At 66.6% G+C, this 23,341-nt stretch carries 26 protein-coding genes; 6 read left to right on the forward strand and 20 right to left on the reverse strand.

What is annotated here, in order from left to right; genetic code table 11:
- Positions 1-3: 3 nt before the first annotated feature.
- On the forward strand, positions 4-390 hold the full coding sequence (locus IHQ52_RS21915; RefSeq protein ID WP_006434671.1) for a GNAT family N-acetyltransferase: 387 nt from the start codon (positions 4-6) through the stop codon (positions 388-390).
- Positions 391-400: 10 nt separating this feature from the next.
- On the opposite strand, the gene IHQ52_RS21920 is transcribed toward IHQ52_RS21915, so the two are convergent.
- From IHQ52_RS21920 to rpsJ, 15 genes are all read right to left on the reverse strand, one after another.
- Positions 401-1,555, reverse strand: coding sequence for a hypothetical protein (locus IHQ52_RS21920; protein ID WP_006434672.1), 1,155 nt, complete (start codon positions 1,553-1,555; stop codon positions 401-403).
- On the reverse strand, positions 1,552-2,802 hold the full coding sequence (locus IHQ52_RS21925) for a sensor histidine kinase (RefSeq protein ID WP_040004503.1): 1,251 nt from the start codon (positions 2,800-2,802) through the stop codon (positions 1,552-1,554). Before IHQ52_RS21925 ends, IHQ52_RS21920 begins: the two co-directional genes overlap by 4 nt.
- On the reverse strand, positions 2,799-3,914 hold the full coding sequence (locus tag IHQ52_RS21930; RefSeq protein ID WP_006434674.1) for a hypothetical protein: 1,116 nt from the start codon (positions 3,912-3,914) through the stop codon (positions 2,799-2,801). Before IHQ52_RS21930 ends, IHQ52_RS21925 begins: the two co-directional genes overlap by 4 nt.
- A complete protein-coding gene (locus IHQ52_RS21935) occupies positions 3,911-5,182 on the reverse strand; it encodes a sensor histidine kinase (protein WP_040004504.1) in 1,272 nt (423 codons plus the stop codon). Before IHQ52_RS21935 ends, IHQ52_RS21930 begins: the two co-directional genes overlap by 4 nt.
- A 147-nt stretch (positions 5,183-5,329) precedes the next feature.
- Positions 5,330-5,620: a 30S ribosomal protein S17 gene (gene rpsQ / locus IHQ52_RS21940; RefSeq protein ID WP_006434676.1), complete on the reverse strand. Its 291-nt coding sequence runs from the start codon at positions 5,618-5,620 to the stop codon at positions 5,330-5,332.
- Entirely contained in the window at positions 5,617-5,850 is a 234-nt protein-coding gene (rpmC, locus tag IHQ52_RS21945) for a 50S ribosomal protein L29 (protein WP_006434677.1), read from the reverse strand. The genes rpsQ and rpmC overlap by 4 nt, the downstream gene beginning before the upstream one ends.
- Positions 5,850-6,266, reverse strand: a complete 417-nt coding sequence (gene rplP, locus IHQ52_RS21950; RefSeq protein WP_004020548.1) for a 50S ribosomal protein L16 — start codon at positions 6,264-6,266, stop codon at positions 5,850-5,852. The genes rpmC and rplP overlap by 1 nt, the downstream gene beginning before the upstream one ends.
- A gap of 3 nt (positions 6,267-6,269) precedes the next feature.
- On the reverse strand, positions 6,270-7,076 hold the full coding sequence (gene rpsC / locus IHQ52_RS21955) for a 30S ribosomal protein S3 (RefSeq protein ID WP_004020549.1): 807 nt from the start codon (positions 7,074-7,076) through the stop codon (positions 6,270-6,272).
- Between the two features lie 2 nt (positions 7,077-7,078).
- Complete coding sequence (gene rplV, locus IHQ52_RS21960; protein ID WP_006434678.1) at positions 7,079-7,489, reverse strand: 50S ribosomal protein L22; 411 nt, start codon at positions 7,487-7,489, stop codon at positions 7,079-7,081.
- Positions 7,489-7,770 carry a 30S ribosomal protein S19 gene (gene rpsS / locus IHQ52_RS21965; RefSeq protein ID WP_004020551.1) on the reverse strand — a complete coding sequence of 94 codons (282 nt, stop codon included), beginning with the start codon at positions 7,768-7,770 and terminating at the stop codon, positions 7,489-7,491. The genes rplV and rpsS overlap by 1 nt, the downstream gene beginning before the upstream one ends.
- Before the next feature lie 17 nt (positions 7,771-7,787).
- Entirely contained in the window at positions 7,788-8,624 is an 837-nt protein-coding gene (rplB, locus tag IHQ52_RS21970; protein ID WP_005194639.1) for a 50S ribosomal protein L2, read from the reverse strand.
- Positions 8,625-8,654: 30 nt separating this feature from the next.
- Entirely contained in the window at positions 8,655-8,960 is a 306-nt protein-coding gene (gene rplW / locus IHQ52_RS21975; RefSeq protein ID WP_006434679.1) for a 50S ribosomal protein L23, read from the reverse strand.
- A gap of 1 nt (position 8,961) precedes the next feature.
- The gene (gene rplD, locus IHQ52_RS21980) at positions 8,962-9,651 is read right to left on the reverse strand and encodes a 50S ribosomal protein L4 (protein ID WP_006434680.1); all 690 of its coding nucleotides are present in this window, start codon (positions 9,649-9,651) and stop codon (positions 8,962-8,964) included.
- Entirely contained in the window at positions 9,648-10,304 is a 657-nt protein-coding gene (gene rplC / locus IHQ52_RS21985; protein ID WP_006434681.1) for a 50S ribosomal protein L3, read from the reverse strand. Before rplC ends, rplD begins: the two co-directional genes overlap by 4 nt.
- 19 nt (positions 10,305-10,323) lie before the next feature.
- Positions 10,324-10,629, reverse strand: coding sequence for a 30S ribosomal protein S10 (gene rpsJ, locus IHQ52_RS21990; protein WP_003938093.1), 306 nt, complete (start codon positions 10,627-10,629; stop codon positions 10,324-10,326).
- 485 nt (positions 10,630-11,114) lie between these two features.
- Here rpsJ and IHQ52_RS21995 point away from each other — a divergent pair, with 485 nt between their 5' ends.
- Positions 11,115-11,591 carry a hotdog fold domain-containing protein gene (locus tag IHQ52_RS21995; protein ID WP_006434682.1) on the forward strand — a complete coding sequence of 159 codons (477 nt, stop codon included), beginning with the start codon at positions 11,115-11,117 and terminating at the stop codon, positions 11,589-11,591.
- Between the two features lie 267 nt (positions 11,592-11,858).
- Here IHQ52_RS21995 and IHQ52_RS22000 read toward each other — a convergent pair whose 3' ends face one another.
- Together IHQ52_RS22000 and IHQ52_RS22005 are read right to left on the reverse strand one after the other, a co-directional pair.
- On the reverse strand, positions 11,859-13,115 hold the full coding sequence (locus IHQ52_RS22000) for a hypothetical protein (RefSeq protein ID WP_006434683.1): 1,257 nt from the start codon (positions 13,113-13,115) through the stop codon (positions 11,859-11,861).
- Positions 13,116-13,614: 499 nt separating this feature from the next.
- The gene (locus IHQ52_RS22005; RefSeq protein WP_006434685.1) at positions 13,615-14,883 is read right to left on the reverse strand and encodes a hypothetical protein; all 1,269 of its coding nucleotides are present in this window, start codon (positions 14,881-14,883) and stop codon (positions 13,615-13,617) included.
- Between the two features lie 249 nt (positions 14,884-15,132).
- Here IHQ52_RS22005 and IHQ52_RS22010 point away from each other — a divergent pair, with 249 nt between their 5' ends.
- The 4 genes from IHQ52_RS22010 to IHQ52_RS22025 all read left to right on the forward strand — a co-directional run bounded on the left by IHQ52_RS22010 (position 15,133) and on the right by IHQ52_RS22025 (position 21,312).
- Complete coding sequence (locus tag IHQ52_RS22010; RefSeq protein ID WP_006434686.1) at positions 15,133-16,932, forward strand: N-acetylglutaminylglutamine amidotransferase; 1,800 nt, start codon at positions 15,133-15,135, stop codon at positions 16,930-16,932.
- Positions 16,929-18,842 (forward strand): S9 family peptidase, encoded by a 1,914-nt coding sequence (locus IHQ52_RS22015; protein ID WP_006434687.1) that lies wholly within the window; start codon positions 16,929-16,931, stop codon positions 18,840-18,842. Before IHQ52_RS22010 ends, IHQ52_RS22015 begins: the two co-directional genes overlap by 4 nt.
- 8 nt (positions 18,843-18,850) lie before the next feature.
- Positions 18,851-19,543, forward strand: a complete 693-nt coding sequence (locus tag IHQ52_RS22020) for a GntR family transcriptional regulator (RefSeq protein WP_040004506.1) — start codon at positions 18,851-18,853, stop codon at positions 19,541-19,543.
- A gap of 140 nt (positions 19,544-19,683) precedes the next feature.
- A complete protein-coding gene (locus tag IHQ52_RS22025) occupies positions 19,684-21,312 on the forward strand; it encodes an NCS1 family nucleobase:cation symporter-1 (RefSeq protein ID WP_006434689.1) in 1,629 nt (542 codons plus the stop codon).
- Positions 21,313-21,337: 25 nt separating this feature from the next.
- Here IHQ52_RS22025 and IHQ52_RS22030 read toward each other — a convergent pair whose 3' ends face one another.
- From IHQ52_RS22030 to IHQ52_RS22040, 3 genes are read right to left on the reverse strand one after another with little or no spacing between them, the layout of a single operon-like run.
- Positions 21,338-22,201: an LLM class flavin-dependent oxidoreductase gene (locus IHQ52_RS22030; protein WP_006434690.1), complete on the reverse strand. Its 864-nt coding sequence runs from the start codon at positions 22,199-22,201 to the stop codon at positions 21,338-21,340.
- Between the two features lie 41 nt (positions 22,202-22,242).
- Positions 22,243-22,923, reverse strand: a complete 681-nt coding sequence (locus IHQ52_RS22035; RefSeq protein WP_374978493.1) for a hypothetical protein — start codon at positions 22,921-22,923, stop codon at positions 22,243-22,245.
- Complete coding sequence (locus IHQ52_RS22040) at positions 22,910-23,341, reverse strand: PPOX class F420-dependent oxidoreductase (protein ID WP_006434692.1); 432 nt, start codon at positions 23,339-23,341, stop codon at positions 22,910-22,912. The genes IHQ52_RS22035 and IHQ52_RS22040 overlap by 14 nt, the downstream gene beginning before the upstream one ends.

The following is a 23,341-nucleotide window of genomic DNA, read 5'->3' on the forward strand; positions in this document are numbered from 1 at the left end:
ATCGTGACCCAACACGAGCCCACCACCGACAAGACCGGCGCCCAGACCTCGGTGCGCGACAACGGTTCCGCCCAGCGCTACGAGATCACCGTCGACGGAACAGCCGAGGGTGTCGTCGCAGGCTTCGCCGAGTACCGGGACCGAGCCGACTCTGCGGCAGGTACCGAGCGGGTCTTCTTCCACACCGAGGTCGCCGAGGAGTTCGGCGGCCGGGGACTCGCCACGATCCTGGTCCGGGAGGCACTCGACGACGCCCGGGCACGCGGGTTGGTCATCGTCGGGGTGTGCCCGCTGGTGGCGGCGTTCCTCGAGAAGCACCCGGAGTACGCCGACGCCGCGCGGCCGGTGACGCCCGACGTCCTCGGCTGGCTACGCCGTCAGCAGGGCTGACGAGAACACGTCACGCCGGGGCGACCGGCCCGTTCGGCGTGCCCGCGGCGTCGACCCCGCCCGTCGAGGTGGCGTCGACGGAGACTCTGCCGTCTCGGTGTATTTCCACCCGACGCATGCGCGTACCGACATCGACCACTATCGACGCGAGCACCTCGCGTCCTGGCGGGAGAATCCGGGCGGTCACGCTGCCCTGGCCCCCGCCGTCGGAATCGATGGCGGTCAACTCGACGACGAGCATCCGACGGGCCAGATTCCCCGGAGACTGCGTGTCATCCAGATCACCCGGCGCGTACGCGTCGAGGCCTCCGTCGTCCAGCAACCGCACCGAGACACCTCGTCGGCGGACGGCCCACACCGATCTGCCCACTTCCGGCGAGTCCCACCCGGGTGCGCGAATGGTGTCGCGGAGCTGAGCTTCGGTCAGACGCACGTCGAGCGCCTCTTCGGGGCGGAACTCGTGCCCGTCGGCGATCTGTTCCAGGATCGGACGAGCACCGGCATCGAGTCGTTTCAACTGCTTGGTCCGTTCGGTGGCCGACGCCGCCGTCGCGGCCTCCTCGGCGGCTTGCGCGAACGCCTGTTCGCGCAGCATGCGGAGACGGTCGGGCATCGGTATCGCCATGAGTCCGAACAGTGTGGCGAGCACCAGCACCGGGTAGCAGAACAAGGTGTTGCCGGCTCCGATCGCGTATCCGATCCCGATCAGGTCGCCGCCGACCGCAGCCAGTCCGGTTGCGCACAGCGCCCCGACCCAGGCGAACAACGGCCGCCGGTACAGGACCACCATCGCCAGGATGATGGTCATCGCCGAGGTGGCCGGTGTGGTCTGCAGGGTCAGGTAGGTCTCGCGCGGCAAGAACCACAACGACACCGTGAGCCCGGCGACGGTCAGGACCGTCACCGCCGCGGCGGTGCCACGAGGCAGCGTCGACCTGCCGTACCGCATGAGCATCGACGCGGCCGCCACGAACATCACGAAACCCGCCGCCAGCGCCGCCCACGTCGCGACCGACCGGATCTCCCATCCCGCGCCGACGGTGACCACCACGTAGACGCTCGCGAAGATGACCAGGGCCCTGATGAGCAGCGGCGAGCCCAGTCCGAACAGGTTGCCCGTCGTCTCGTCGAGGTCGATCGGATCACCTCGCCGGATCGGGGTCATGGCCGTCTCCACTCGACGACGACGATCGTGCCCTGCCCCGGCGCGCTCTCGATGTCCGCACTGCCGCCCGAGAGGCCGGCCATCCGCGCGCGGATACCGACCGCGATGCCGAATCGCCGCGGATCGACGAGGTCCGGGTCGAAGCCCACCCCGTCGTCGGCGACGGTGACCCGGACGAAGCCGTCCCCGAACTCGGCGGTGACGTCGCACCGCGAGTCGGTGCCCGCGTGGCGCATACAGTTCCGGATTGCCTCGGCCACGCAGTCGACGATGTCCTCGACCACCTGGGCCGGATAGCTCGCCGCGGGCTCGGAGATCACGTTCGTACACGACACCCGGTCACCCGCCGCGGACACGGCGTCCTCTACGCGGGCGGCGAATGTCCTGGCCGTGAACTCCGACGGCGCCACCGCGCTGCGGTCCAGTTCGTCGAGCGCCGACGCCGCCTGCGCCGCGAGCCGCGGATCGGGCGGACCCGCGCGTACCGCGAGGAGGGTGGCGATCACGTGATCGTGGATCAGCGCGTCGAATCGGGAGCGTTCCGCTTCCTGCGCCGCATCGGCCGCGGCCCGGGCGGTCATCGCCAGCACGGCGGGATGTCGCTCATCGAGCGCACGCACGTTGCGCACCGCGGCCAGGGCCACCGCCAGGAACACCCCGGCCAACGCCACGGACAGCGGCACGCTCAGCAGTTCGACCGGACGGAGCTCCCCGTAGCGCGCGATCTGATTGGCCGCGTGCACGGCGAAGGTGGCGACCACGAGATTGGTCAGCGCCAGGCCGGTGCGGAGCATGACGACCAACCCGAAGCTCGGCACCGACGGGAACTGCAGCAACCACACCGCCCACCGAGCCGACTCGTCGGGGACGCCGAGCCACGCCGGGAACCACAGGAGCGTCGCGATCAGATAGCCAAGGGCGCACGCGCACACGAGTCCCAGCAGGGCCCGCGGGACGGCCAGAAACGTCGACGCCACCAACAACGCCGCCGGCGCGACCACCAGGACCAGACTCACCGGCGTCCACCAACCGGCCGCGAGATCGGCCCGCGCGAGAGCGGTCGGGAGCATCACGGCGCAGAACGCCAGCAGCCCACACCCGACGAACCTGCACCCGATTCGCTTCTGCCGGTCGAGATCGGATGCATCCTCACGGATACCGCGTCCGAGACCCCGACGAACGCGTTCGACGACACGCGCCACGCGTACCGCTCCTGCCGGGCCGCCGGTCTCGGTCGCCGTGTTCATCTGGCCGGCCACCGGTCCGCAGACGACGCGGGCGTCGCAGAAGACGAAGAATGCGCCGTCCCTGCGGCCGTGAACTCGACCAGTTCGACCTGATCGTCGGTGTCGACACCCACCGACGCCAGCGTGCTCCGCCCCGGTGGGTGGATACGGACCGTCACGCGTCCGCTCTCGGCGTCGGCGAGCAGTTCGGCGACCGCCGCACCGAGATGGTCTCGCGCCCGCGCGGCCTCCTCGTCGGCGAGGACGGATAGGCCTCCGTCGTCGAGCAGCACCACCTTGACGCCACGCTGCCGGGCACGCCACGCAGCATCCCGCACCTGGGGAAGGTCGAGATCGGACGCCCGGATACCGTCGCGCAACTGCGCCTCGATGAGGCGTGCGACAGCCACCTCGTCGGCACTGAACTCCCCGCGCTCGACGATCCGCGTGAGGATCGGCCGAGCCCGTTCGTCGAGAGCAGCCAGTCGCCGATGCCGGACCTCGGCGGCCGCGGCCGCGGCCGCGTCGCGCGCCGCCTGCCGTTCGTTCGCCTCACGCAGTGCATACAACTGCCTGGCCATGGGCCGCAGCATGAGCGAGAACAACGAGCCCATGATCATGATCGCGTAGCCGGGCAGGGTCACCGCCAGACCCCACATCGCGCCCTGGGTCGCGACATGACCCCACACCGTCGCGATCACCGAGATGACGATGCTCGCGGTCCAGGCCGCCGACGGACGGCCGCGTACCGCGACGAACGCGAGGACGATCACCGACGCCCCGATGGGCGGTCCGGTCTGCATGACATGCGTCAGCGGGAACGGCAAAGAGAACAGGGAGGCCGTCACGCCGGCGACGGCGAGCACGGAGATCACCACCGTGGCCGCGACCGGCAGCGGGTCCCCCGGCACGTCGAGGATCAGGAACCCGCCGGCGGCGAAGAAGACCAAACCGGCGATGATGCCGATCCACTGCCACACCCCGGTGACGTCGTTGTTCGCATACACCGTGACGACGAGATATCCGCAGCCGAAGATCCCCATTGCCAGCCACAGCGGGAAGGAGCCGATCCCGAAGGCGTTGTCGACCGCGCCCCGCTCGACGTCGCGACCGCGCTCGCAGTTCCCGATCATGGACGCTCCCACCCGATCTGGACGGTGGTTCCGCGGCCCTCGCGACTGCTCACCTGGGCCCGGCCGCCGAGCAGGCGCGCCATCCGGCCACGGATGCTGACCGCGATCCCGACCCGGCCCGGCCCCACCGACTCCGGGTCGAACCCGTTGCCGTTGTCGACGACCGCCATGCTCAACGCGTCGGCGGCCAGCTGCACGATCACCGCGCACTCGGCGTCCGGCCCGGCGTGTCGGACCACGTTCCGCAGGGCCTCGGACATCGCCTCGATCACCGCCTCGACGACTTCCACCGGATAGTCGACCCGATCCCACCCGGCATCCCGGAGGCTGTCGACGCCGGCCTCCGCTCCCAGGACCTGGACCTCGAATCGTTCGGCCAGATCCGCGGCCGCCGACCTGATCCGACCCAGCGTCTCCCCCCGCGACAGCGCTTCGGCGCCGCCGGGGCCGGGCACCCGCGCGAGTTCTTCGAGTGCGGAACGGGCCTGGGCGGCGAGCCGCTCGTCGGGTCTGCCCGGTTCGACCGCGAGCAGTGAGGCGATCACCCGGTCGTGGACGATGGCGTCGAAACGCGCCTTCTCGACCTCGCGGGCCGACGAGGCGGCCACGTTCGCCGCGGTCCGATAGGTGTCCTCCCGGGTCTCGTCGAGGTGGCGTCCCGTGCGGGTGGCGACCAGGACGACCGCGAGGAAGACCGAGGTGAAAACGACCGACCACATGATCTCGAACGTGAGGTCCGAGGTCAGCTCGCCGAACCGCCCGAGTTGCTGCGAGAGATGCGAGGCCACCGAGGAGACGATCAGACTGATCACGCCGAGCCGGGCGTGGACCAGCATCAACACCATGCTGGGCATGCCGCAGAACGCCACCATCCACTGCGCCACGTCCCCCGGATCGGTCAGGGTCGCGCCCGTCCACGCCCAGAACCACAAAAGGATCGACAGCAGGAACCCAGACCAGGTGACAAGCGCCAACGGACCCAGCCAGGACGTGCCCGGACGGAAACTGAAGATGATCAGCAGGATTCCCGGGCCCACCGACAACACGATGCTCAGCGGCACCCACCACGAGGCGGTCACCGATCCGGACGACGCGATCGCCGCGGGCAGGACGATCGGATAACCGATGAAGCCCAGACCCAGGAAACGGGCACCGATTCGCTGGACATGATCGAGATCCGGCTCGGCCGAGTCGGATTCGAAGACCCGACGCGCCCAAGCCGGATGTTCGATCGGTATGTCGGTCGGAGATGCATCGGTCGCGGCCATCAGGTTCACCCTCACATTCGCCGGAGACGCGGTCAATCCGTCGGTGAGACCAACACGACCGTCTCCGGGAGATACCCGAAACGACGAACGGCCCGCCCCCTCGAAAGGGAACGGGCCGTTCGTGTGTAGATCTCGCGAGGAGAGGGCTTACTTGGCCTTCTCCAGCACCTCGACCAGACGCCAGTGCTTGGTCGCCGACAGCGGGCGGGTCTCCATGATCCGCACGCGGTCACCGACGCCGGCATCGCCGTTCTCGTCGTGTGCCTTGACCTTGCTCGTGGTCCGGATGATCTTGCCGTAGAGCTTGTGGCTCTTACGATCTTCCAGCTCGACCACGATGGTCTTCTGCATCTTGTCACTGACCACGTAGCCGATGCGCTCCTTGCGGCGTGCGCGCTCGGGGGTCTGGGTTTCGGTCACCTTCTGGTCCTCACTCATGCGTCGTCACCTTCCGGTCCGGACGCCAGGCCCAGCTCACGCTCGCGCATGACCGTGTAGATACGTGCGATCTCACGACGCACGGTCCGCAGGCGACGGTTGTTGTCGAGCTGGCCGGTGGCCATCTGGAACCGAAGGTTGAACAGTTCTTCCTTCGACTCTTTCAGGCGGTCGACCAGATCAGCGTCGTTGAGCTCGCGGAGCTCGTTCGCAGCAACTCCGAGGGACATCAGAACTGCTCCTCTCTGGTCACGATCCGGGTCTTGATGGGGAGCTTGTGCTGTGCGCGGCGCAGGGCCTCGCGAGCAATCTCCTCGTTCGGGTAGGTCATCTCGAACAGCACGCGACCCGGCTTGACCGGGGCGACCCACCACTCGGGCGAACCCTTACCCGAACCCATGCGGGTTTCGGCCGGCTTCTTGGTGAGCGGGCGGTCCGGGAAGATGTTGATCCAGACCTTGCCGCCACGCTTGATGTGCCGGTTGATCGCGATACGAGCGGACTCGATCTGACGGTTGGTGATGTACGCGCCTTCCAGAGCCTGGATGCCGTAATCGCCGAACGTCACCTTGGTGCCGCCCTTGGCCTGCCCCTTGAGGCTGGGGTGATGCTGCTTGCGGTGCTTGACCCGACGTGGGATCAACATGGCCTAGCCCTCCTGCTTCTCAGCCGCACCAGCAGTGGCCTCGGCGGGAGCGGCCTCGGCCGCGCGTGCGGCGTCGGTGCTCGTCGCAGTGGTGCCCGAGGCACCGCTACGCCGGGGCCGGCTGGGCCGGCGCGGACGGCGATCCTCGGCTGCCGGAGCGGCCGCAGCCAGCTCGCGGCGTCCACCGACGATGTCGCCCTTGTAGATCCACACCTTCACACCGATCCGGCCGAAGGTGGTCTTGGCTTCGTAGAGTCCGTAGTCGATGTCGGCGCGCAGCGTGTGCAGCGGCACGCGACCCTCGCGGTAGAACTCACTGCGGCTCATCTCAGCGCCGCCCAGACGACCCGAGCACTGGACCCGGATGCCCTTCACGTTCGGCTGACGCATCGCCGACTGGATCGCCTTGCGCATCGCGCGGCGGAAGGCCACACGGTTGCTCAGCTGCTCGGCGACGCCCTGGGCCACCAGCTGGGCCTCGGACTCCGCGTTCTTGACCTCGAGGATGTTCAGCTGGACCTGCTTACCGGTCAGCTTCTCCAGGTCGCCGCGGATGCGATCGGCCTCGGCGCCACGGCGACCGATGACGATGCCCGGACGCGCGGTGTGGATGTCGACGCGAACCCGGTCACGGGTGCGCTCGATCTCCACCTTCGCGATGCCGGCGCGCTCGAGCCCCGTGGAGAGGAGCTTGCGGATGGCGACATCCTCTTTGACGTAGTCCGCGTACTGCTTGTCGGCGTACCACCGCGACTTCCAGTCGGTGGTGATGCCCAGACGGAAGCCGTGCGGGTTGATTTTCTGGCCCACTACTAGGCTCCCTTCTTCTTCGGCTGACGCGAACGGCCACGGCCGGCGGCTGCCTTCTCCGGCAGGCTCTCCACGACCACGGTGATGTGGCTGGTGCGCTTGCGGATACGGAATGCGCGGCCCTGGGCACGCGGCTGGAAGCGCTTGAGGGTCGGGCCCTCGTCGGCGAACGCGGTGGCGACGACCAGGGTCCGGCGATCCAGATCCAGGTTGTTCTCGGCGTTCGCGACAGCGCTGGCCAGCACCTTGTACACGGGCTCGGACGCCGACTGCGGGGCGAACCGCAGGATGTCCAGGGCCTCGTCCACGTTCTTGCCGCGGATGAGGTCCAGCACACGGCGGGCCTTCATCGGCGTGACGCGCACGAAGCGTGCGGTGGCCTTGGCGGTCGGATTATCGGTCTGCGTAGTCATCAGCGGCGCTTCGCTTTCCGGTCATCCTTGATGTGACCCTTGAAGGTGCGGGTGGGGGCGAACTCGCCCAGCTTGTGCCCGACCATCGAGTCCGAGATGAACACCGGCACATGCTTGCGTCCGTCATGGACGGCAAAGGTGTGGCCGATGAAATCGGGGATGATGGTCGAACGACGGGACCAGGTCTTGATGACCTGCTTGGTGCCCTTTTCGTTCTGAACGTCCACCTTCTTCAGGAGGTGGTCGTCGACGAACGGGCCCTTCTTGAGGCTGCGTGGCATTCTCTTACCTCCTCCTGTTATCGCTTGTTCTTGCCGGTGCGACGGCGACGGACGATCAGCTTGTCGCTGGCCTTGTTCTTACGGGTGCGGCCCTCGGGCTTACCCCACGGCGAGACCGGGTGGCGACCACCGGAGGTCTTGCCCTCACCACCACCATGCGGGTGGTCAACCGGGTTCATGACGACACCGCGGACGGTCGGGCGCTTGCCCTTCCAGCGCATACGGCCGGCCTTGCCCCAGTTGATGTTGCTCTGCTCGGCGTTGCCCACCTCGCCGACGGTGGCGCGGCAGCGCACGTCGACACGGCGGATTTCGCCGGAAGGCATACGCAGCGTGGCGTAGGCGCCTTCCTTACCGAGCAGCTGGATCGACGCGCCGGCGCTACGTGCCATCTTGGCGCCGCCGCCCGGGCGCAGCTCCACGGCGTGGACCTGGGTACCGGTCGGGATGTTGCGCAGCGGCAGGTTGTTGCCGGGCTTGATGTCGGCGGCCGGACCGCTCTCGACGATGTCGCCCTGCTTCAGGTTCTTCGGCGCGATGATGTAGCGCTTCTCGCCGTCGACGTAGTGCAGCAGCGCGATTCGCGCGGTGCGGTTGGGGTCGTACTCGATGTGAGCGACCTTGGCGTTGATGCCGTCCTTGTCGTTACGACGGAAGTCGATCAGACGGTAGGCACGCTTGTGGCCGCCACCCTTGTGACGAGTGGTGATGCGGCCGTGAGCGTTACGGCCACCGCGCCCGTGAAGCGGACGCACCAGCGACTTCTCCGGATGGTCACGGGTGACCTCGGCGAAGTCGGAGCCGCTGGCCCCACGACGACCCGGGGTCGTCGGCTTGTACTTACGAATAGCCATGAGTCTCTAGTCCTTCTCTGGAAGCCCCGGTCAGCTGACCGAGCCTCCGAAGATCTCGATGGGCTTGCTGTCTGCGGTCAGCGACACGATGGCGCGCTTGGTGGACTTGCGCTGGCCGTAACCGAAGCGGGTCCGCTTGCGCTTGCCCTGTCGGTTCGCCGTGTTGACGCTGGCAACCTTCACACCGAAGATCTTCTCGATCGCGATCTTGATCTCGGTCTTGTTGGACTCCGGGTGCACCAGGAAGGTGTACACGTTGTCCTCCATGAGTCCGTAGGACTTCTCGGAGATCACGGGCGCCAGGATGATGTCGCGCGGATCGGCAACGGTCGTCATGTCAGGCCTCCTCTGCTGTCTTCTCGACGGCAGCCTTGGCATCCGCCGTGTTCTGCTCGATGAAGGCGTTGAGCGTCTCGACGCTGAACACCACCTCGTCCGAATCCAGGACGTCGTAGGTGTTGAGCTGATCGGGCGCGATCGGCAGCACGTTGTTCAGGTTCGCCACGCTCTTCCACGCCGTCAGGTCCTCACGGCCGAGCACGACCAGGAACTTGCGACGATCGGAGAGGCTCTCCAGGAACTCGCGAGCCGACTTGGTCGAGGGGGCCTGCCCCGCAACCAGTTCGGTGATCACGTGGATGCGCTCGTTGCGAGCGCGATCGCTCAGCGCACCGCGGAGAGCGGCCGCCTTCATCTTCTTGGGGGTGCGCTGGCTGTAGTCACGCGGCTGCGGGCCGTGGACGGTGCCACCACCGGTGAACTGCGGTGCACGGGTCGAACCCTGGCGCGCGCGGCCGGTGCCCTTCTGGCGGTAGGGCTTGGCGCCACCGCCGCGGACCTCGCCGCGGGTCTTGGTCGAGTGCGTGCCCTGGCGAGCCGCGGCCTGCTGGGCCACGACGACCTGGTGCATCAGCGCGATGTTGGCGGGAGCGTCGAACAGCGCGGCCGGCAGGTCAACGGTTCCGTTGGTCTTGCCGTCGGCGGTTTTGACGTCCAGCGTCAACTTGGTCGTGGTCTCGGTGCTCACTTCGCACCACCCTTCACTGCGTCGCGGACCATCACGATGCCGCCCTTGCGACCCGGGATCGCTCCCTTGATCAGCAGCAGGCCGGCCTCGGCGTCCACCTTGTGGACGGTGAGGTTCTGCGTGGTCACCTTGTCGTTACCCATACGACCGGCCATCCGCATGCCCTTGAACACGCGACCCGGGGTGGCGCAGCCACCGATCGAGCCCGGTGCGCGGTGCACGCGGTGAGCGCCGTGGCTGGCGCCCAGACCGGCGAAGCCGTGGCGCTTCATGACGCCGGCGAAACCCTTGCCCTTCGAGGTGCCGGTGACGTCGACCAGCGCGCCGTCGGCGAAGATCTCGGCGGTCAGTTCCTGACCGACCTCGAACTCGCTGACATCGTTGACGCGGATCTCGGCCAGGTGGCGGCGCGGGGTGACCCCGGCCTTCTCGTACTGGCCGGCGACCGGCTTGGTCACCTTGCGGGGATCGATGGCACCGTAGGCGAGCTGGACGGCGGTGTAGCCGTCACGATCCTGCGTACGGAGCTGGGTGATCACGTTCGGGCCGGCCTGGATGACCGTGACCGGAACGACGCGGTTGTTCTCGTCGAAAACCTGGGTCATGCCGAGCTTGGTGCCCAGGATGCCCTTGGATGAACTCTGGTTGCTCATGATTTATCTCGCCCCCGTCCTACTGGATGTTGACGTCGACACTTGCCGGCAGGTCGATGCGCATGAGCGCGTCGACCGTCTTCGGGGTCGGGTCGAGGATGTCGATGAGTCGCTTGTGTGTACGCATCTCGAAATGTTCGCGGCTGTCCTTGTACTTGTGCGGCGAACGGATGACGCAGTACACGTTCTTCTCGGTGGGCAACGGCACCGGGCCAACGACACGTGCACCCGTACGGGTCACGGTCTCCACGATCTTGCGCGCCGAAGCGTCGATCGCCTCGTGGTCGTAGGCCTTGAGCCTGATGCGGATCTTCTGTCCCGCCACGCTGTGTCCTCTTCCGTCAGTTGTTCTCGACAGACAAACACCGCGTGACCAGGGGCAGGCTCTCGCCGGCTGAGCACATGACCACCGTGTGAGATACGGCAATCGACGCTGTTCATCTGTCGTTGTACGTTGGCTCGTCGCTGGTACGAGCCGGTTTGCTCCGGCACCCGCGGTCGGGCGTGTCGAGCCCGTGAACCTGATTCGGAGCACGCGTTACACGCCCAGTCCCCGTAAACCGGGCCTGGGAGTCATTCACCTGACGGCTTCCGCGGTGTCGGCACAGAGTGCGACCTGCGTCCGCCGGTCAAGGCAACCCGACAAGTATGCAACAGAGCCGGTGCCGATTCAAATCCGGCTTCGTCACACCCTTTCCGACGACTTTCGCTCACCGGATCCGCTCCCGCTCACAAGCGAAGGGTGCGCGGGAACGGAATCGGTGAGCGACGCCGGATTCCGGCCAACTGACTATCGAGTAAGATATTTGCATGCCTGCCCTCAGCTCCACCTTCGCCCTGCGGAAGAAGCTTCCCGGCATCCCCCTCGGGAACGTGCTGTTCTCACTCGGCCTGGTCGCGAAGGCCCCGTACTTCGGGACCGTCCTGCCGCTCGTCCAGGAGATGGAGCCGGGCTACGCCCGGGTCACCGCACCCAACTGGTTCGGCGTCCACAACCACATCGGCACGTTCCACGCGATCGCCGCGTGCAACCTGGCCGAAGCCGCGATGGGCGTACTGATGGAGGCGACCACCCCGACCTCGCACCGCTGGATTCCCAAGGCGATGCAGACCGCCTACCTGACCAAGGCGACCACTCGGCTGACCGCCGAGGCGCGCCTCGCCGACGACGTCGACTTCGACGCCATCACGACCGGGACCGACGTAACGGTGTCGGTGAGCATCGTCGACACCAAGGGTGTCGAGGTCGTCCACTGCGACATCACCACCTGGGTGACGCCTAGGTAAGGGCACTCCCCTGGCGTCGCCGTGCTCGCAACTGCCGTACTAGGACCCCGATGAATGAGGCGAGGACCCACAGCAGCGGCGCCCAGACATAGCAGGACATTCCGTACCAAGCAGAGACGACGACCAGCCCCTCACCAGCGCTCGTCGTCGCCGTGTCGGCCGCTGCAATATAGGTCCATCCCCAGAAGAACGCTACGAAAACCAGGTAGCTCAACGGCAAGCAAACGACCGCGAGCCTGAGTGAGTACGGCCGGAACCATCGTCCGATCAATTGCCGCCTACCTTCACGTCGTGATGCCCCGGCAAGTGCTTTACGGGCCCCCACGGGTCGGTCGGGTCCGGCATATGACCGTAGACCTGTGTCGGGACTCCAGAGTCGGAGTCTACGTAGACCTCCCAGGCTGGATAGTTGGTGAGTTGACCTTCCAATCTTGGCTCCACACCGTCGTATGGCTCTGCAACCAGGGTTCCTCGCACGCTGGCCTCCACCGTGCTCGAAGCCCACTTGCCAACTTCCTGGTCGTAGAAGGGCATGAATGGATCCTTCGCTTCAAAGGTCACCTGCACGCGTTCACCATCCTGCGCCACACCGAGGGTGGGGCTACCGACTTTCACAGCTCCAGATGGTATTTCGACCGACGGGTTTTGACGCATCACCACAACACCATTGTCGTAATCGATGTAGATGGACACCCTGCTGTCCTCCGCGCCTGCGCTCCCATCGAATCCCCTGCTGTCGCCGGCGTTGTCGTGAGGAATGTTATGGACGTTGTCACGTGGGATGAATGCGTTCACACGCACGAGGCCTCCGCCGGGAACCTTGTCTATCGATTTCACGATGACGGCAGAGTCCGTTCCCATATACCGAGGATCGTATGTATTCGGGTCCATCGCTTCCGCAAGCTTCCAATCGCTAGGCGTCGATGGAGAGCGACCGAACCGATCTTCGAAGACCTTTGTCTGATTGGCTCGCCTCGAGATACTGCTGGTTCCCGTGATCGGGTCGACGTCGGTGACAGGCAAGTCGCCATCTGCTGCATCGATGACGGTGGCCAGGTCCTGGTCGACTTGAGCGGCGTCGGCGAGTAGCTGAGAGAGCTGCTCCTGAAGCCTTTCCTTCTTCGAGATGAACTCCAACACTTCGAAGAGCGGAAACGTCGTGTCCGAAGGCGATGGAGTGGGTCCGTCGACTGTCCCCGAGTCCGTGACGGTCAGGCCGAGCTGCCTTGCTCCTTCGCGAATCCCTTCAAGTCGCCTTTTGACCTCGTCGATAGATTCGGCAGCCTTCCGAGCGGCCATACCGATGGCAGCGGATTCGTTTCGGAAGTTGGTGAAGTCCTTCACCGCCGTTGCCACGCGGGAACCAGCGGCGTCCGCGGAATCCCCGGACCAGGTTTCGAAGACCGTCAGATTCGCGAACCGTGTGACCATGGTGTCGCAGTTCCGGATGTTCTCCTCAGTCTGACGAAACACCTCGCGGACCTGTTCTGCGTCCCACCCGTCGATCTCTACAACAGTGACCACTCGTTAGTCCAGGTTCAGCAATTTGGGGCGCTCGATCGTGTCGGCACTCTCGCGATCAGCAGACGACAACTCGTAGTGAGCAAGTTGGAATCCGGCTGACAGAATTCCGACCTGCTCGACAAGCCGACGACTGGCTTCCCCCCACCGAGTCGTGATCTTCTCCATAGCCGCACCCGACGTACCAGCCAAACGTTGAGACTTTCATTCAACCGCTTACCGGTCGCCCTGAACTGGTCAGCGCAGTCCTCGGTCCACACTCCGGTCAGCTGGGCTGCAGCTGCCAGTTCCCCGAGCTCAACGGAAACGTCCTTCACTTTGCCCCCTATGTCACGAACAGGGAGCATATCTGGACCTGACAACCAGGCTTCGCCTGCTTCCACAAGCCCGTCAGATTCACGGTACGAAAGACAACCCGCTCGGCGGCGCTGCGCGAATTCCGCTCCGAAGTTCTGTCGAGGTGGTCCACTGCGACATCACCACCTGGGTGACGCCCAGGTAGTCACCGGTAGCAGGCCTGCCACCCTGCCGTTCGCACCGTCTCCGCCGAACAATAGGTCGCGCGCGGATAGTAAGGACCCATCGTCGACGCCGGCGGTGCGCCCGAGTCCTGAGATGCCTGTACCGACCGCGGATAGAACTGCGGCGACGGCAGCATGTGGCGCAGGAACACGATCTTGCGCTCGACGGAGGTGGTCCCCCACGGAATCACCGTCAGATCCGACGACGCGACCTGGTCGGGCGTCAGGTCCGCGGGCGCCGCGATCACGTAAGTGTAGTAACCGTCCGCGTCGAGTCGGGTCTGGAAGTCGGCCGCGCACGCCACCACCGGATATGGGGTGACCTTGTCGTTCTGGCACATCGACCAGTACCGCACCTGGGGACCGGGGGTGGCCGGCGACTGGCCGGCACGGCTGTCGGGGAACGTCGGCGCCTTGCCGCGGATGACGGCCACGCGGCCGGGACGGTAGGTCAGCGGCGATCCGACGTACTTGTTGTCGCCGTTGGGGAAGAGTCCCGCGGTGGTCGCCGGGTTGGTGAAGGTGACCTCGGCCGCGTTGTCGGGGAACGACGCCGCTGCGGCGCGCTCGATGAAGTCGTCGAAGACACGCGTGAGAGCCGCGGCGATCGGCCCCTGGTACCGCCGGGGGTTGAACGGCTGCGCGCACGGCTGCAGCGGAATCGACTGCCCGCCGACGGAGAAGGTGACCGCCGGCAAGGTGACACCACCGTTCGGCGAGGCGGCGTCGTCGGGCACGTAGATCCGGACGAGCAGGAATCCGACGGGCGCCTGTTGTCCGGCGGGCAACCCCCGGATCTCGTTCCGCGAGTGGTCGGCGGCCCCGGGGACGACCGTCGCATGCCAGCGCCGCTCGGCCGGCGCAGGCATGGCCACGGGAGCGACATAGGGATTGATGCTGCCCGGGTCAGGTCGGATGGCGTCGTCACGCAGGGTGTCGACGGTGTCGAGATCCGTCCCGTAGGTATTGAGTGAGAAATACCGGGCGGCCGGGAAGGTCCCCGACAGACGAATCGAATCCCCCGGACCGAGGGCGTAGGGCAGCACCCAGTAAGTCGCATTGGCGTCGGGAAAGGCCACGTTGAGGTCGGTGCTGTTGGACATCAGCTGCCACGCGCATCCCGGACCGGGTGCATAGCCCTGCGGGGCTGCCGATGCCGGAGCCGGCACCATACCGGCCACCACCGCGAACACCGTGCCGATGACGACACCGGCGAGCGCTCGAATCACCACGTGGACCTGTGCTGACATTGGTCTTTCCCTCCGCCGTGGAGATAGTAGCCAGAGGTCACCCGTGTGTCGGGCCGATTGCGCGACACCGTCTCGGCCTGCCACCCGGCGGGGATGCTCATAGGGTGAGGGATGGCCCCGTCGTCGACGCCGCCCCCGGTGCGGTGCAGACCTTCGGGGTCCGCGCCCGGAGTGCGGCAGTATCGAAGAGGGACGGTTTGTCACAGCAGAGCCGACCGGCAGGCGCCACCGAGCAGGAGGACAGAGATCATGTGCGGAATATGCGGCGAGATCCGTTTCGACGGCAGCGTGCCCGACGTCTCGACCGTCGATGCGATGACCTGCGAGATGGCGCGCCGCGGCCCCGACGGGAGCGGCGTCTTCGCGAAAGGGGCTGTCGCTCTCGGGCATCGGCGGCTGAAGATCATCGATCTGTCCGAGAAGGGCAGCCAGCCGATGATCGACCCGACGCTGGGGCTGGCACTCGTGTTCAACGGTTGCATCTACAACCACCACGAACTGCGGGCCGAACTCGAGGGAAAGGGGTACTCCTTCTTCTCCCACGCCGACAGCGAGGTGATCCTGAAGGCCTTCCACGCCTGGGGCCCTGACTGCGTGGACCATTTCATCGGCATGTTCGCGTTTGCGATCGTGAACACCGACACCGGCGTCGTCACCCTCGGCCGCGACCGCCTCGGCATCAAGCCGCTGTACCTCGCCGACACGCCCGGACGACTCCGCTTCGCGTCGTCGGTGCAGGCCCTGCTCCGCGCCGGTGACGTCGACACCTCGATCGATCGTGTTGCGCTGCACCACTATTTCAGCTTTCACGCAGTGGTCCCGGCACCACACACCATCTACAACGGCATCCGCAAGCTGCCGCCCGCCACGGTCATGACGGTCAACCCCGACGGGCGGCGCACCGAGCGGAAGTACTGGGAGCCGACCTTCGCGCCCCACCCCGACCGTGCCGACTGGGACGAGGAACGCTGGCATGCCGAACTACTGGACTCGCTGCGCACCTCGGTCAAGCGCCGCATGGTGGCCGACGTCCCGGTCGGCGTGCTCTTGTCCGGCGGTGTCGACTCGTCACTCGTGGTCGCCCTGCTCGCCGAGCAGGGCCAGACCGACCTGGCCACCTTCAGCATCGGATTCGATTCGGCGGCAGGAGAATCCGGCGACGAGTACGCCTACTCCGACCTGATCGCGGACACCTTCGGGACCGACCACCACAAGATCCACATCGGTACCGACCGGCTGCTGCCCGCGATCCCCGACACCATCGCGGCGATGGGTGAGCCGATGGTCAGTCACGACTGCGTGGCCTTCTATCTGTTGTCGCAGGAGGTCAGCAAGTCCATCAAGGTGGTCCAGTCCGGGCAGGGCGCGGACGAGATCCTCGGCGGGTACAGCTGGTATCCGCCGCTGCGCGGGGTGCCGCGGAAGGACACGACCCGCGCCTATGCGAACGTCTTCTTCGACCGTGACGACTCCGACATCCGCAGCATCCTCGCCGACGAGTACCTCCTCGAGGCCGGCTACGATCCCAGTTTCGCCTTCGCACATGCACATCAGTCCGCACCGGGTGCCGACACCTCCGTCGACGCGGCGCTGCGCCTCGACACCACTGTCATGCTCGTCGACGATCCGGTGAAACGAGTCGACACGATGACGATGGCGTGGGGGCTCGAGGCGCGGGTGCCCTTCCTCGATCACGAGTTCGTCGAACTCGCCGCGACCTGTCCGGCGGAACTCAAACTCGCACACGGCGGCAAAGGTGTTCTCAAGGAGGCCAGCCGGGCGCTCCTCCCCTCGGCGGTGATCGACCGGACCAAGGGTTATTTCCCCGTGCCGGGCATCCGCCATCTGACCGGCGGAGTCCTCGACCTCGTCACCGACACCCTCCGCTCGCAGGCCGCGGTCGATCGCGGCCTCTATCGACCCGAGGCCCTCGAGAAGCTCTTCGGCGACCCCAACGGCATCCGCACCCGGCTCGACGGCAACGAGCTGTGGCAGGCCGCCCTCCTCGAGATGTGGCTCCAGACGATGGAAGCGAATTCCCGACGGTGACCATCCTTCGTTTCGACGACCGCGGTTGGAAGACATATGGCGCCTCGCTCTCCCCCGACGGGAGTGCGTTCGCCTATATCGTCGACGACGGCAACGGTTATCCCCGTGCGGCGCAACGATCCCTGTCCCGTGACGGTGTCGGCGACCTGCGCTGGGTGAAGGTTCGGTCCACCGGCCCGGTCCGGAAGATCGTGCATTCCACCGACAGCCGGTGGTTGGCCGTCGAGATCGCCCCGAGTGGCGGTGAGCACCACCAGGTCTGGGTCGTCACCACTGACCCCGACGACGACACCGCGCACCGGATCGCGGCCACCCGCCCGGACGGCCGGTCCTACGGGACCGTCCGCCTCGTCGGCTGGGACACCGACTGGGTTCTGCTCACGGCGATCGACCACGACGGCACGACGCATGCGTTGCGCGTCCATCCCGGCACCCAGGCCACCCGCACCCTCGACCTGCGGGTCGGCAGCGAACTGATCGACTCCTGGAAGGGTGCGACGCTCGTCCGGGTCGGTCCGCGCGGCTATCACGACATGCTCCTGATCCGGCGCCACCCCGATTCGCCGGACGACGAGGTCACGATGACCCCGCTGCTCCCCCAGGACCCCGGCGCGGTCACCGATCAGGGTTACGTGCTCGACCAGGGTTTCGACCATCCGTCGCTGGTCTTCGTCCCCGCTCCCAACGAACCGATCCGCGACCTCGACAGCGTCCAGGCGCTGGTGCGCAGCGACTTCGACGCGAAGTTCCCGCGACTCCTCGGCGTCGAGGTGAGCAAGTTCGGCGTGCGGTTCCGGGTGATGGCGCAACGCGTCGACATCGGTCTCGACGAGTTCGCGGTCAGCCACGACCAGTCCACGGTCGCCCTCCTGTGGAATTTGAAGGGCCGCAGCGAGTTGCAGATCCTGACACTCCCCGACCAGACGCTGCATCCACCGGTCGAGCTGCCCGGCGAGGTCGCGTCCGATCTCTCGATCAGCGCGGCGGGTTCGGTGGTGTCGGTGACCGTCTCGAGCCCACAGCATTCCCCGCTCGTCCACCTGATCGACGTCGCGAACCGGACGGTGACACCCGTCCGCGACGACGTCGTCACCGGCGAGGGCCCCTCGAGCCTCCTCCGCCCCGAACTCGTGGAGTTCTTCGCGCGAGACGGCATGCCGCTCTCGGGTTTTCTCTATCGGTCCGCGAAGAAGAGCCGCGACGAGCGACCCGGCCCGACCCTGCTCTACTTCCACGGCGGCCCCGAGGGCCAGACCCGACCGGACTACCAGTTCCTCTTCGGGCCCCTCGTCGACGCCGGGATCACAGTCTTCGCCCCCAACGTCCGCGGATCGTCGGGCTACGGACGCCTCTTCTCCCACGCCGACGACCGGTACGGCCGCTACGCGGGCATCGACGACGCCGCGGATTGCGCGGAACTGCTGTGCCGGCTGGGTATCGCCGATCCGGACTCGGTGTACTGTTCGGGCCGCTCCTACGGCGGCTACCTGACACTCGCCTGCCTGACCTTCTACCCCGACGTGTTCGCCGCCGGCATCGCCATCTGCGGCATGAGTGACCTCGAATCCTTCTTCCGCAACACCGAACCGTGGATCGCCGTCGCCGCGTACACCAAGTACGGCCACCCCGAGTCAGACCGCGAGCTGCTCGCCGACCTCTCCCCCATCCACCGCATCGACGATGTGCGAGCGCCTCTGCTCGTGGTCCACGGCGCACACGACACCAACGTCCCGGTCAGCGAGTCACAGCAGATCGTCGCCGAACTGCAGGCCCGCGGCGCGGTCGCCGAGATGTTGATGTTCGACGACGAGGGCCACGAGATCGTCAAGCGCAGCAACCAGCATCGGTTGACCGAGGCCGTCGCCGAGTGGATCGCGAAGTACCCGAGCCGCTCCGGAGTGATGCGGTGACCCGGCGGATGACCGCCCGGTTGCTCGCACAGCTCGCGGAGACCCGCACGGGCAACGAGCGCGCCAATGTCCTCGAGGAGTTCCGCCGGCTGATCCTGTCCGGTGGCGCGCCTCCCGGCACCCAGATCCCACCCGCCGAGATCGCCGACGTCTTCCAGGTCAGCCCGATACCGGTACGCGAGGCGCTGAAGACGCTCGTCGGCGAGGGTCTCGTGGTGCACCGGCCCCATGCCGGATACCGCGTGAGCCAACCGTCCACCGACGAGCTCCGCGAGATCTACTTCGTTCGTGGAACCCTCGAACAGGCCGCCCTCGCCCGATCGGTCGAACTCATCGACGAGACGTCGCTCCAGATCGCCCGGGACCGCCACGCCGAACTCCTCGTCGCGGTGAAGTTCAACGACGGCAAGGCATTTCATGACGTGTCCCGCGAGTTTCACCGCGCCCTCACCACGCCGTGCGCGATGCCGCGACTGCTCAACATGTTCGAGGCGACCTGGAACCTCACCGAACCCTTCCAGATGATGCGATCGGTACCGTCGGAGACACAGGCGGCACTCAACACCGATCACGAAGACCTGCTCGACGCCTTCGCCGCCCGCGACACCTCAGCGGTCCTCGAGGTCGCGCACCGGCATCATGGGCGACTCGAGAGCGCGATCATCGAGAACGCAGACCTCCTCGACGTCCGCCACGATTGACACGCCCGGCCCCGCTGCTCACCGGTCGGAATATATCTACGCGTTCATCGGCCGGTAACAAACCGTTCCTATTTTTGTCGCATCAGCATTTCCGCACCTGAGAGCGGTTTTCCGCGCTGAGAGACACACCGGGAGAACACATGTCCACACCGACCCCTGCCGAGGCGGCACAGTCGCATCACGGCGCCGCGGGCGAGAGCGTCATCAAAGCCGGCTACGACGAGCGGCTCACCAACACTGATCTCGCGCCACTGAAAGAACAGAAGTGGACCTGGTACAACATCTTCGCGTTCTGGATGTCCGACGTGCACAGCGACGGCGGTTACGTCTTCGCCGGCAGCCTGTTCGCACTGGGTATCGCCGCCTGGCAGGTCCTCGTCGCCCTCCTGGTGGGCATCGTGGCCGTCAATCTCCTGTGCAACCTCGTCGCCAAGCCGTCGCAGATCGCGGGCGTTCCGTATCCGGTGACGACGCGAGTGTCCTTCGGCGTCAAGGGCGCCAACATCCCGGCGATCATCCGCGGCGCGATAGCGGTCGTCTGGTACGGCATCCAGACCTACCTCGCCTCGGTCGCGTTCGGTCTGCTGGCATTGAAGTTCTGGCCGGGCCTCGAACCGTGGGGTGACGTCGACCAGCACGGTTTCCTGGGGCTGTCGGTCCTCGGCTGGGCCGGTTTCCTCCTGATGTGGGTCCTGCAGGCGTTCGTGTTCTGGAACGGCATGGACACCATCCGCAAGTTCATCGACTTCTGCGGGCCGGCGGTTTATGTGGTGATGATCGTGCTCGCCGGCTACCTGATCGTGAAGGCCGGCTGGGACAACGTGAGCCTCGATCTCTCGGTGGGTGAAGGTCTGTCCGGCTGGTCGTCGACCACCATGATGTTCAGTGCGTTCGCACTGGTGGTCTCCTACTTCTCCGGCCCGATGCTCAACTTCGGCGACTTCTCGCGCTACGGAAGGAGTTTCGGCGAGGTCAAGAAGGGCAACTTCTGGGGCCTGCCGGTCAACTTCCTGTTCTTCTCGCTGCTCGTCGTGTGCACCGTCTCGGCGGCGGTGACGGTCATCGGCAAGGATGCGGACGGCAACATCATCACCGATCCGGTGCACATCGTGGACAAGATCGACAACACCACCGCCGCGGTGCTCGGTGTCCTGACCTTCGCCATCGCCACGATCGGCATCAACATCGTCGCGAACTTCGTATCCCCCGCCTTCGACTTCTCGAATGTGGCCCCCACCAAGATCAGTTGGCGCACCGGCGGCATGATCGCGGCCGTCGGCTCGGTCCTGATCACCCCGTGGAACCTCTTCAACAATCCGACCGCGATCCACTACACGATGGACACGCTCGGCGCGGTGATCGGTCCGCTGTTCGGCATCCTGATCGCCGATTTCTACCTGGTCAAGAAGCAGAAGATCGTCGTCGACGACCTGTTCACCATGAAGCCCGAAGGCACCTACTGGTACCGCAACGGCTGGAATCCGGTGGCGGTGGCCTCGACCGTCATCGCCTCCATCCTGCCGATCTGCGTCGTCATCTTCGGCACCGCCTACCAGGCCAGCTTCACCTGGTTCATCGGCGCCGGACTCGGCCTGGCGGTCTACACGCTGGGCATGAAATTCGTTCCCGCGCATCTGATCCACGGGTCGGTGCCCACGGCACACATCACCACCGACATCGCGGTCGACGCCGCGGGTGAACCCGTCGTCGACCCGACGCCGGAGCCGGCGGTCACCGAGGCCACCGCCGAGGAGACCACCACCAGCTGATCCGTGGGGCGCCGCGGTCTCGGGATCACGAGACCTGACCGAGCCCGCGCTCCGCGATCGACTCCAGGACACCCATCGGCGCCTCGTACGGTTCGGTGTCACGGGGCCAGTGCACGATGACGTCGGTGAATCCCAGTTCGGTTGCCCGCCCGACCATGTCGTCGAACAGACCGACGCTCTCGAGCGCATTGCGCGGAGACGCGTCGAGACTGAGGTACCGGTCGATCCGACGACCGGGGTACCGGCTCAGCTCCTCATCGAGGATGTCGACGGTTCGTCCGACCGCCGCGAACCAGTCGTCCAGCGTTTCCGCCGCTTGGCCGGTGGTCACCCAGGCCTCACCGTGGCGGGCCGCGAACCGCGCCGAGCGGGGTCCGTTGCCGGCGAGGAGAAACGGGACCCGGTCGCGTACGGGTCCACGCCCCAGCCGCATGTTCCGCGCCCGGTAGTACTCGCCGTCGGCGTCGACGTGGTCCTCGCGCAGGGTCCGGTCGAGGAGGCCGACGAACTCCTGGAATCGATCGACGCGCTGCCGGGCGGTCAGCTCGGGCTGCCCGAGCACGACGTCGTCCGGTGTGCCACCGGCGCCCAGCCCCAGCAGAAAGCGACCGTCCGAGATGTCGACGAGGGTCTCTACTTCACGCGAAAACGACACCGGGTGACGGAAATTGGGCGAGACCACGAACGCGCCGAGTTGGATGGCGCTGGTCACCGCGGCGGCTGCCGACAGCAGTGGCACACACCCCGACCAGCGCGAGTCCGGCAGACGACCCCAGACGAGGTGATCGTAGGTCCAGGCGTGATCGAAACCCATCTCCTCGGCCAGAATCCACCGCGGACGGGACTGTTCCCAGGTCAGGTCGGGCAGTATGCAGATGCCGTGGCGCACGCCTCGAACTCTACTGCGTCGTCCCGGTTCCCCCGGCCGGCTCAGCGATGCCTGGCCCCGGGCAGCACGACCGCCGACGCCACGAAGAAGCAGAGCGCGCCGACGAAGGTCCCGGCGGTGGCGGCGACGGCGTCGGCGGTGACACCGTCCTCGGTGACGAAAGCGCCCACCGCGGACACCCCGAACGCCACGCATCCCACCCAGTTCACCAGCACCGACCACCAGTCCCGGTCCCGAAGGTCGAGGCCACTGCCCGACGATCGCGAATACGCGACGAAGGCGACCGCGCCGCTGATGAGAAAGGCGATCGAGCCGCCGGCATCGGGCGACCACACCAGGTGGCGCTCACCGGCGACCGTCTGGGCGAACAACGCACTCGTCGTGGAGATGTTGAACAGGATGGTACCGACGGACTGGGTTGCGGCACTCAGCCATTCGGCCCGGATGGCCGATCCCGGCAGCGACGTCTCCAGCTCAGCGGGCGGGCCGCTACGCACCAACTGGATGAAGCCGGCCCCGGTGAAGAACCACGCGCCGACGAAGTAACACAGATTGACGACGTCGGCACCGGCGAGCTGCCCGAATCCGGGTGCCGATCCCAGGGCGAACAGCGCGGAACCGACCATGAAACCCCAGCACTGCTTCGGCAGGGTGGGTGCGAACGCCGCGGCGGGCCAGACACGACGCCGCGCGGTCGCCACCGACGCATCACGCCGTGACATCGAGGACCGCGATGACCTTGCTCGGTTCGATCCACACGCCCAGTTCGCCCGGGACGCCGTTGCGCGCACCGAACTCCTCGGCCCGGTCGGCACCCATGTACCGCGCCCCGCACATCGTGGCGATCCGACGCACCTCGTCGAGATCCTCGGTCACCACCGCCCGCCCCTGCACCTGGACGAACCCGTACGGGGGCTCCGGCAGGTCCACCGACATCACGGCACGCGGATCACGCAGAAGCGCACGACCTTTCGCAGTCGTGGCACCGGTGTTGAAAGCGAGGCGGTCACCGTCGACGACGAACCACACCGGGATGACGAGGGGCCGCCCGTCGGCTGCGAGGTAGCCCAGGTGCCCGGTCTTGGTTCCGGACGCGAGGAATTCACGGACGGTCGGATCGGACAGCGAGGTGGCAGACAT

It is taken from the genome of Gordonia amicalis (assembly GCF_022059885.1).
Lineage (GTDB): Bacteria > Actinomycetota > Actinomycetes > Mycobacteriales > Mycobacteriaceae > Gordonia > Gordonia amicalis.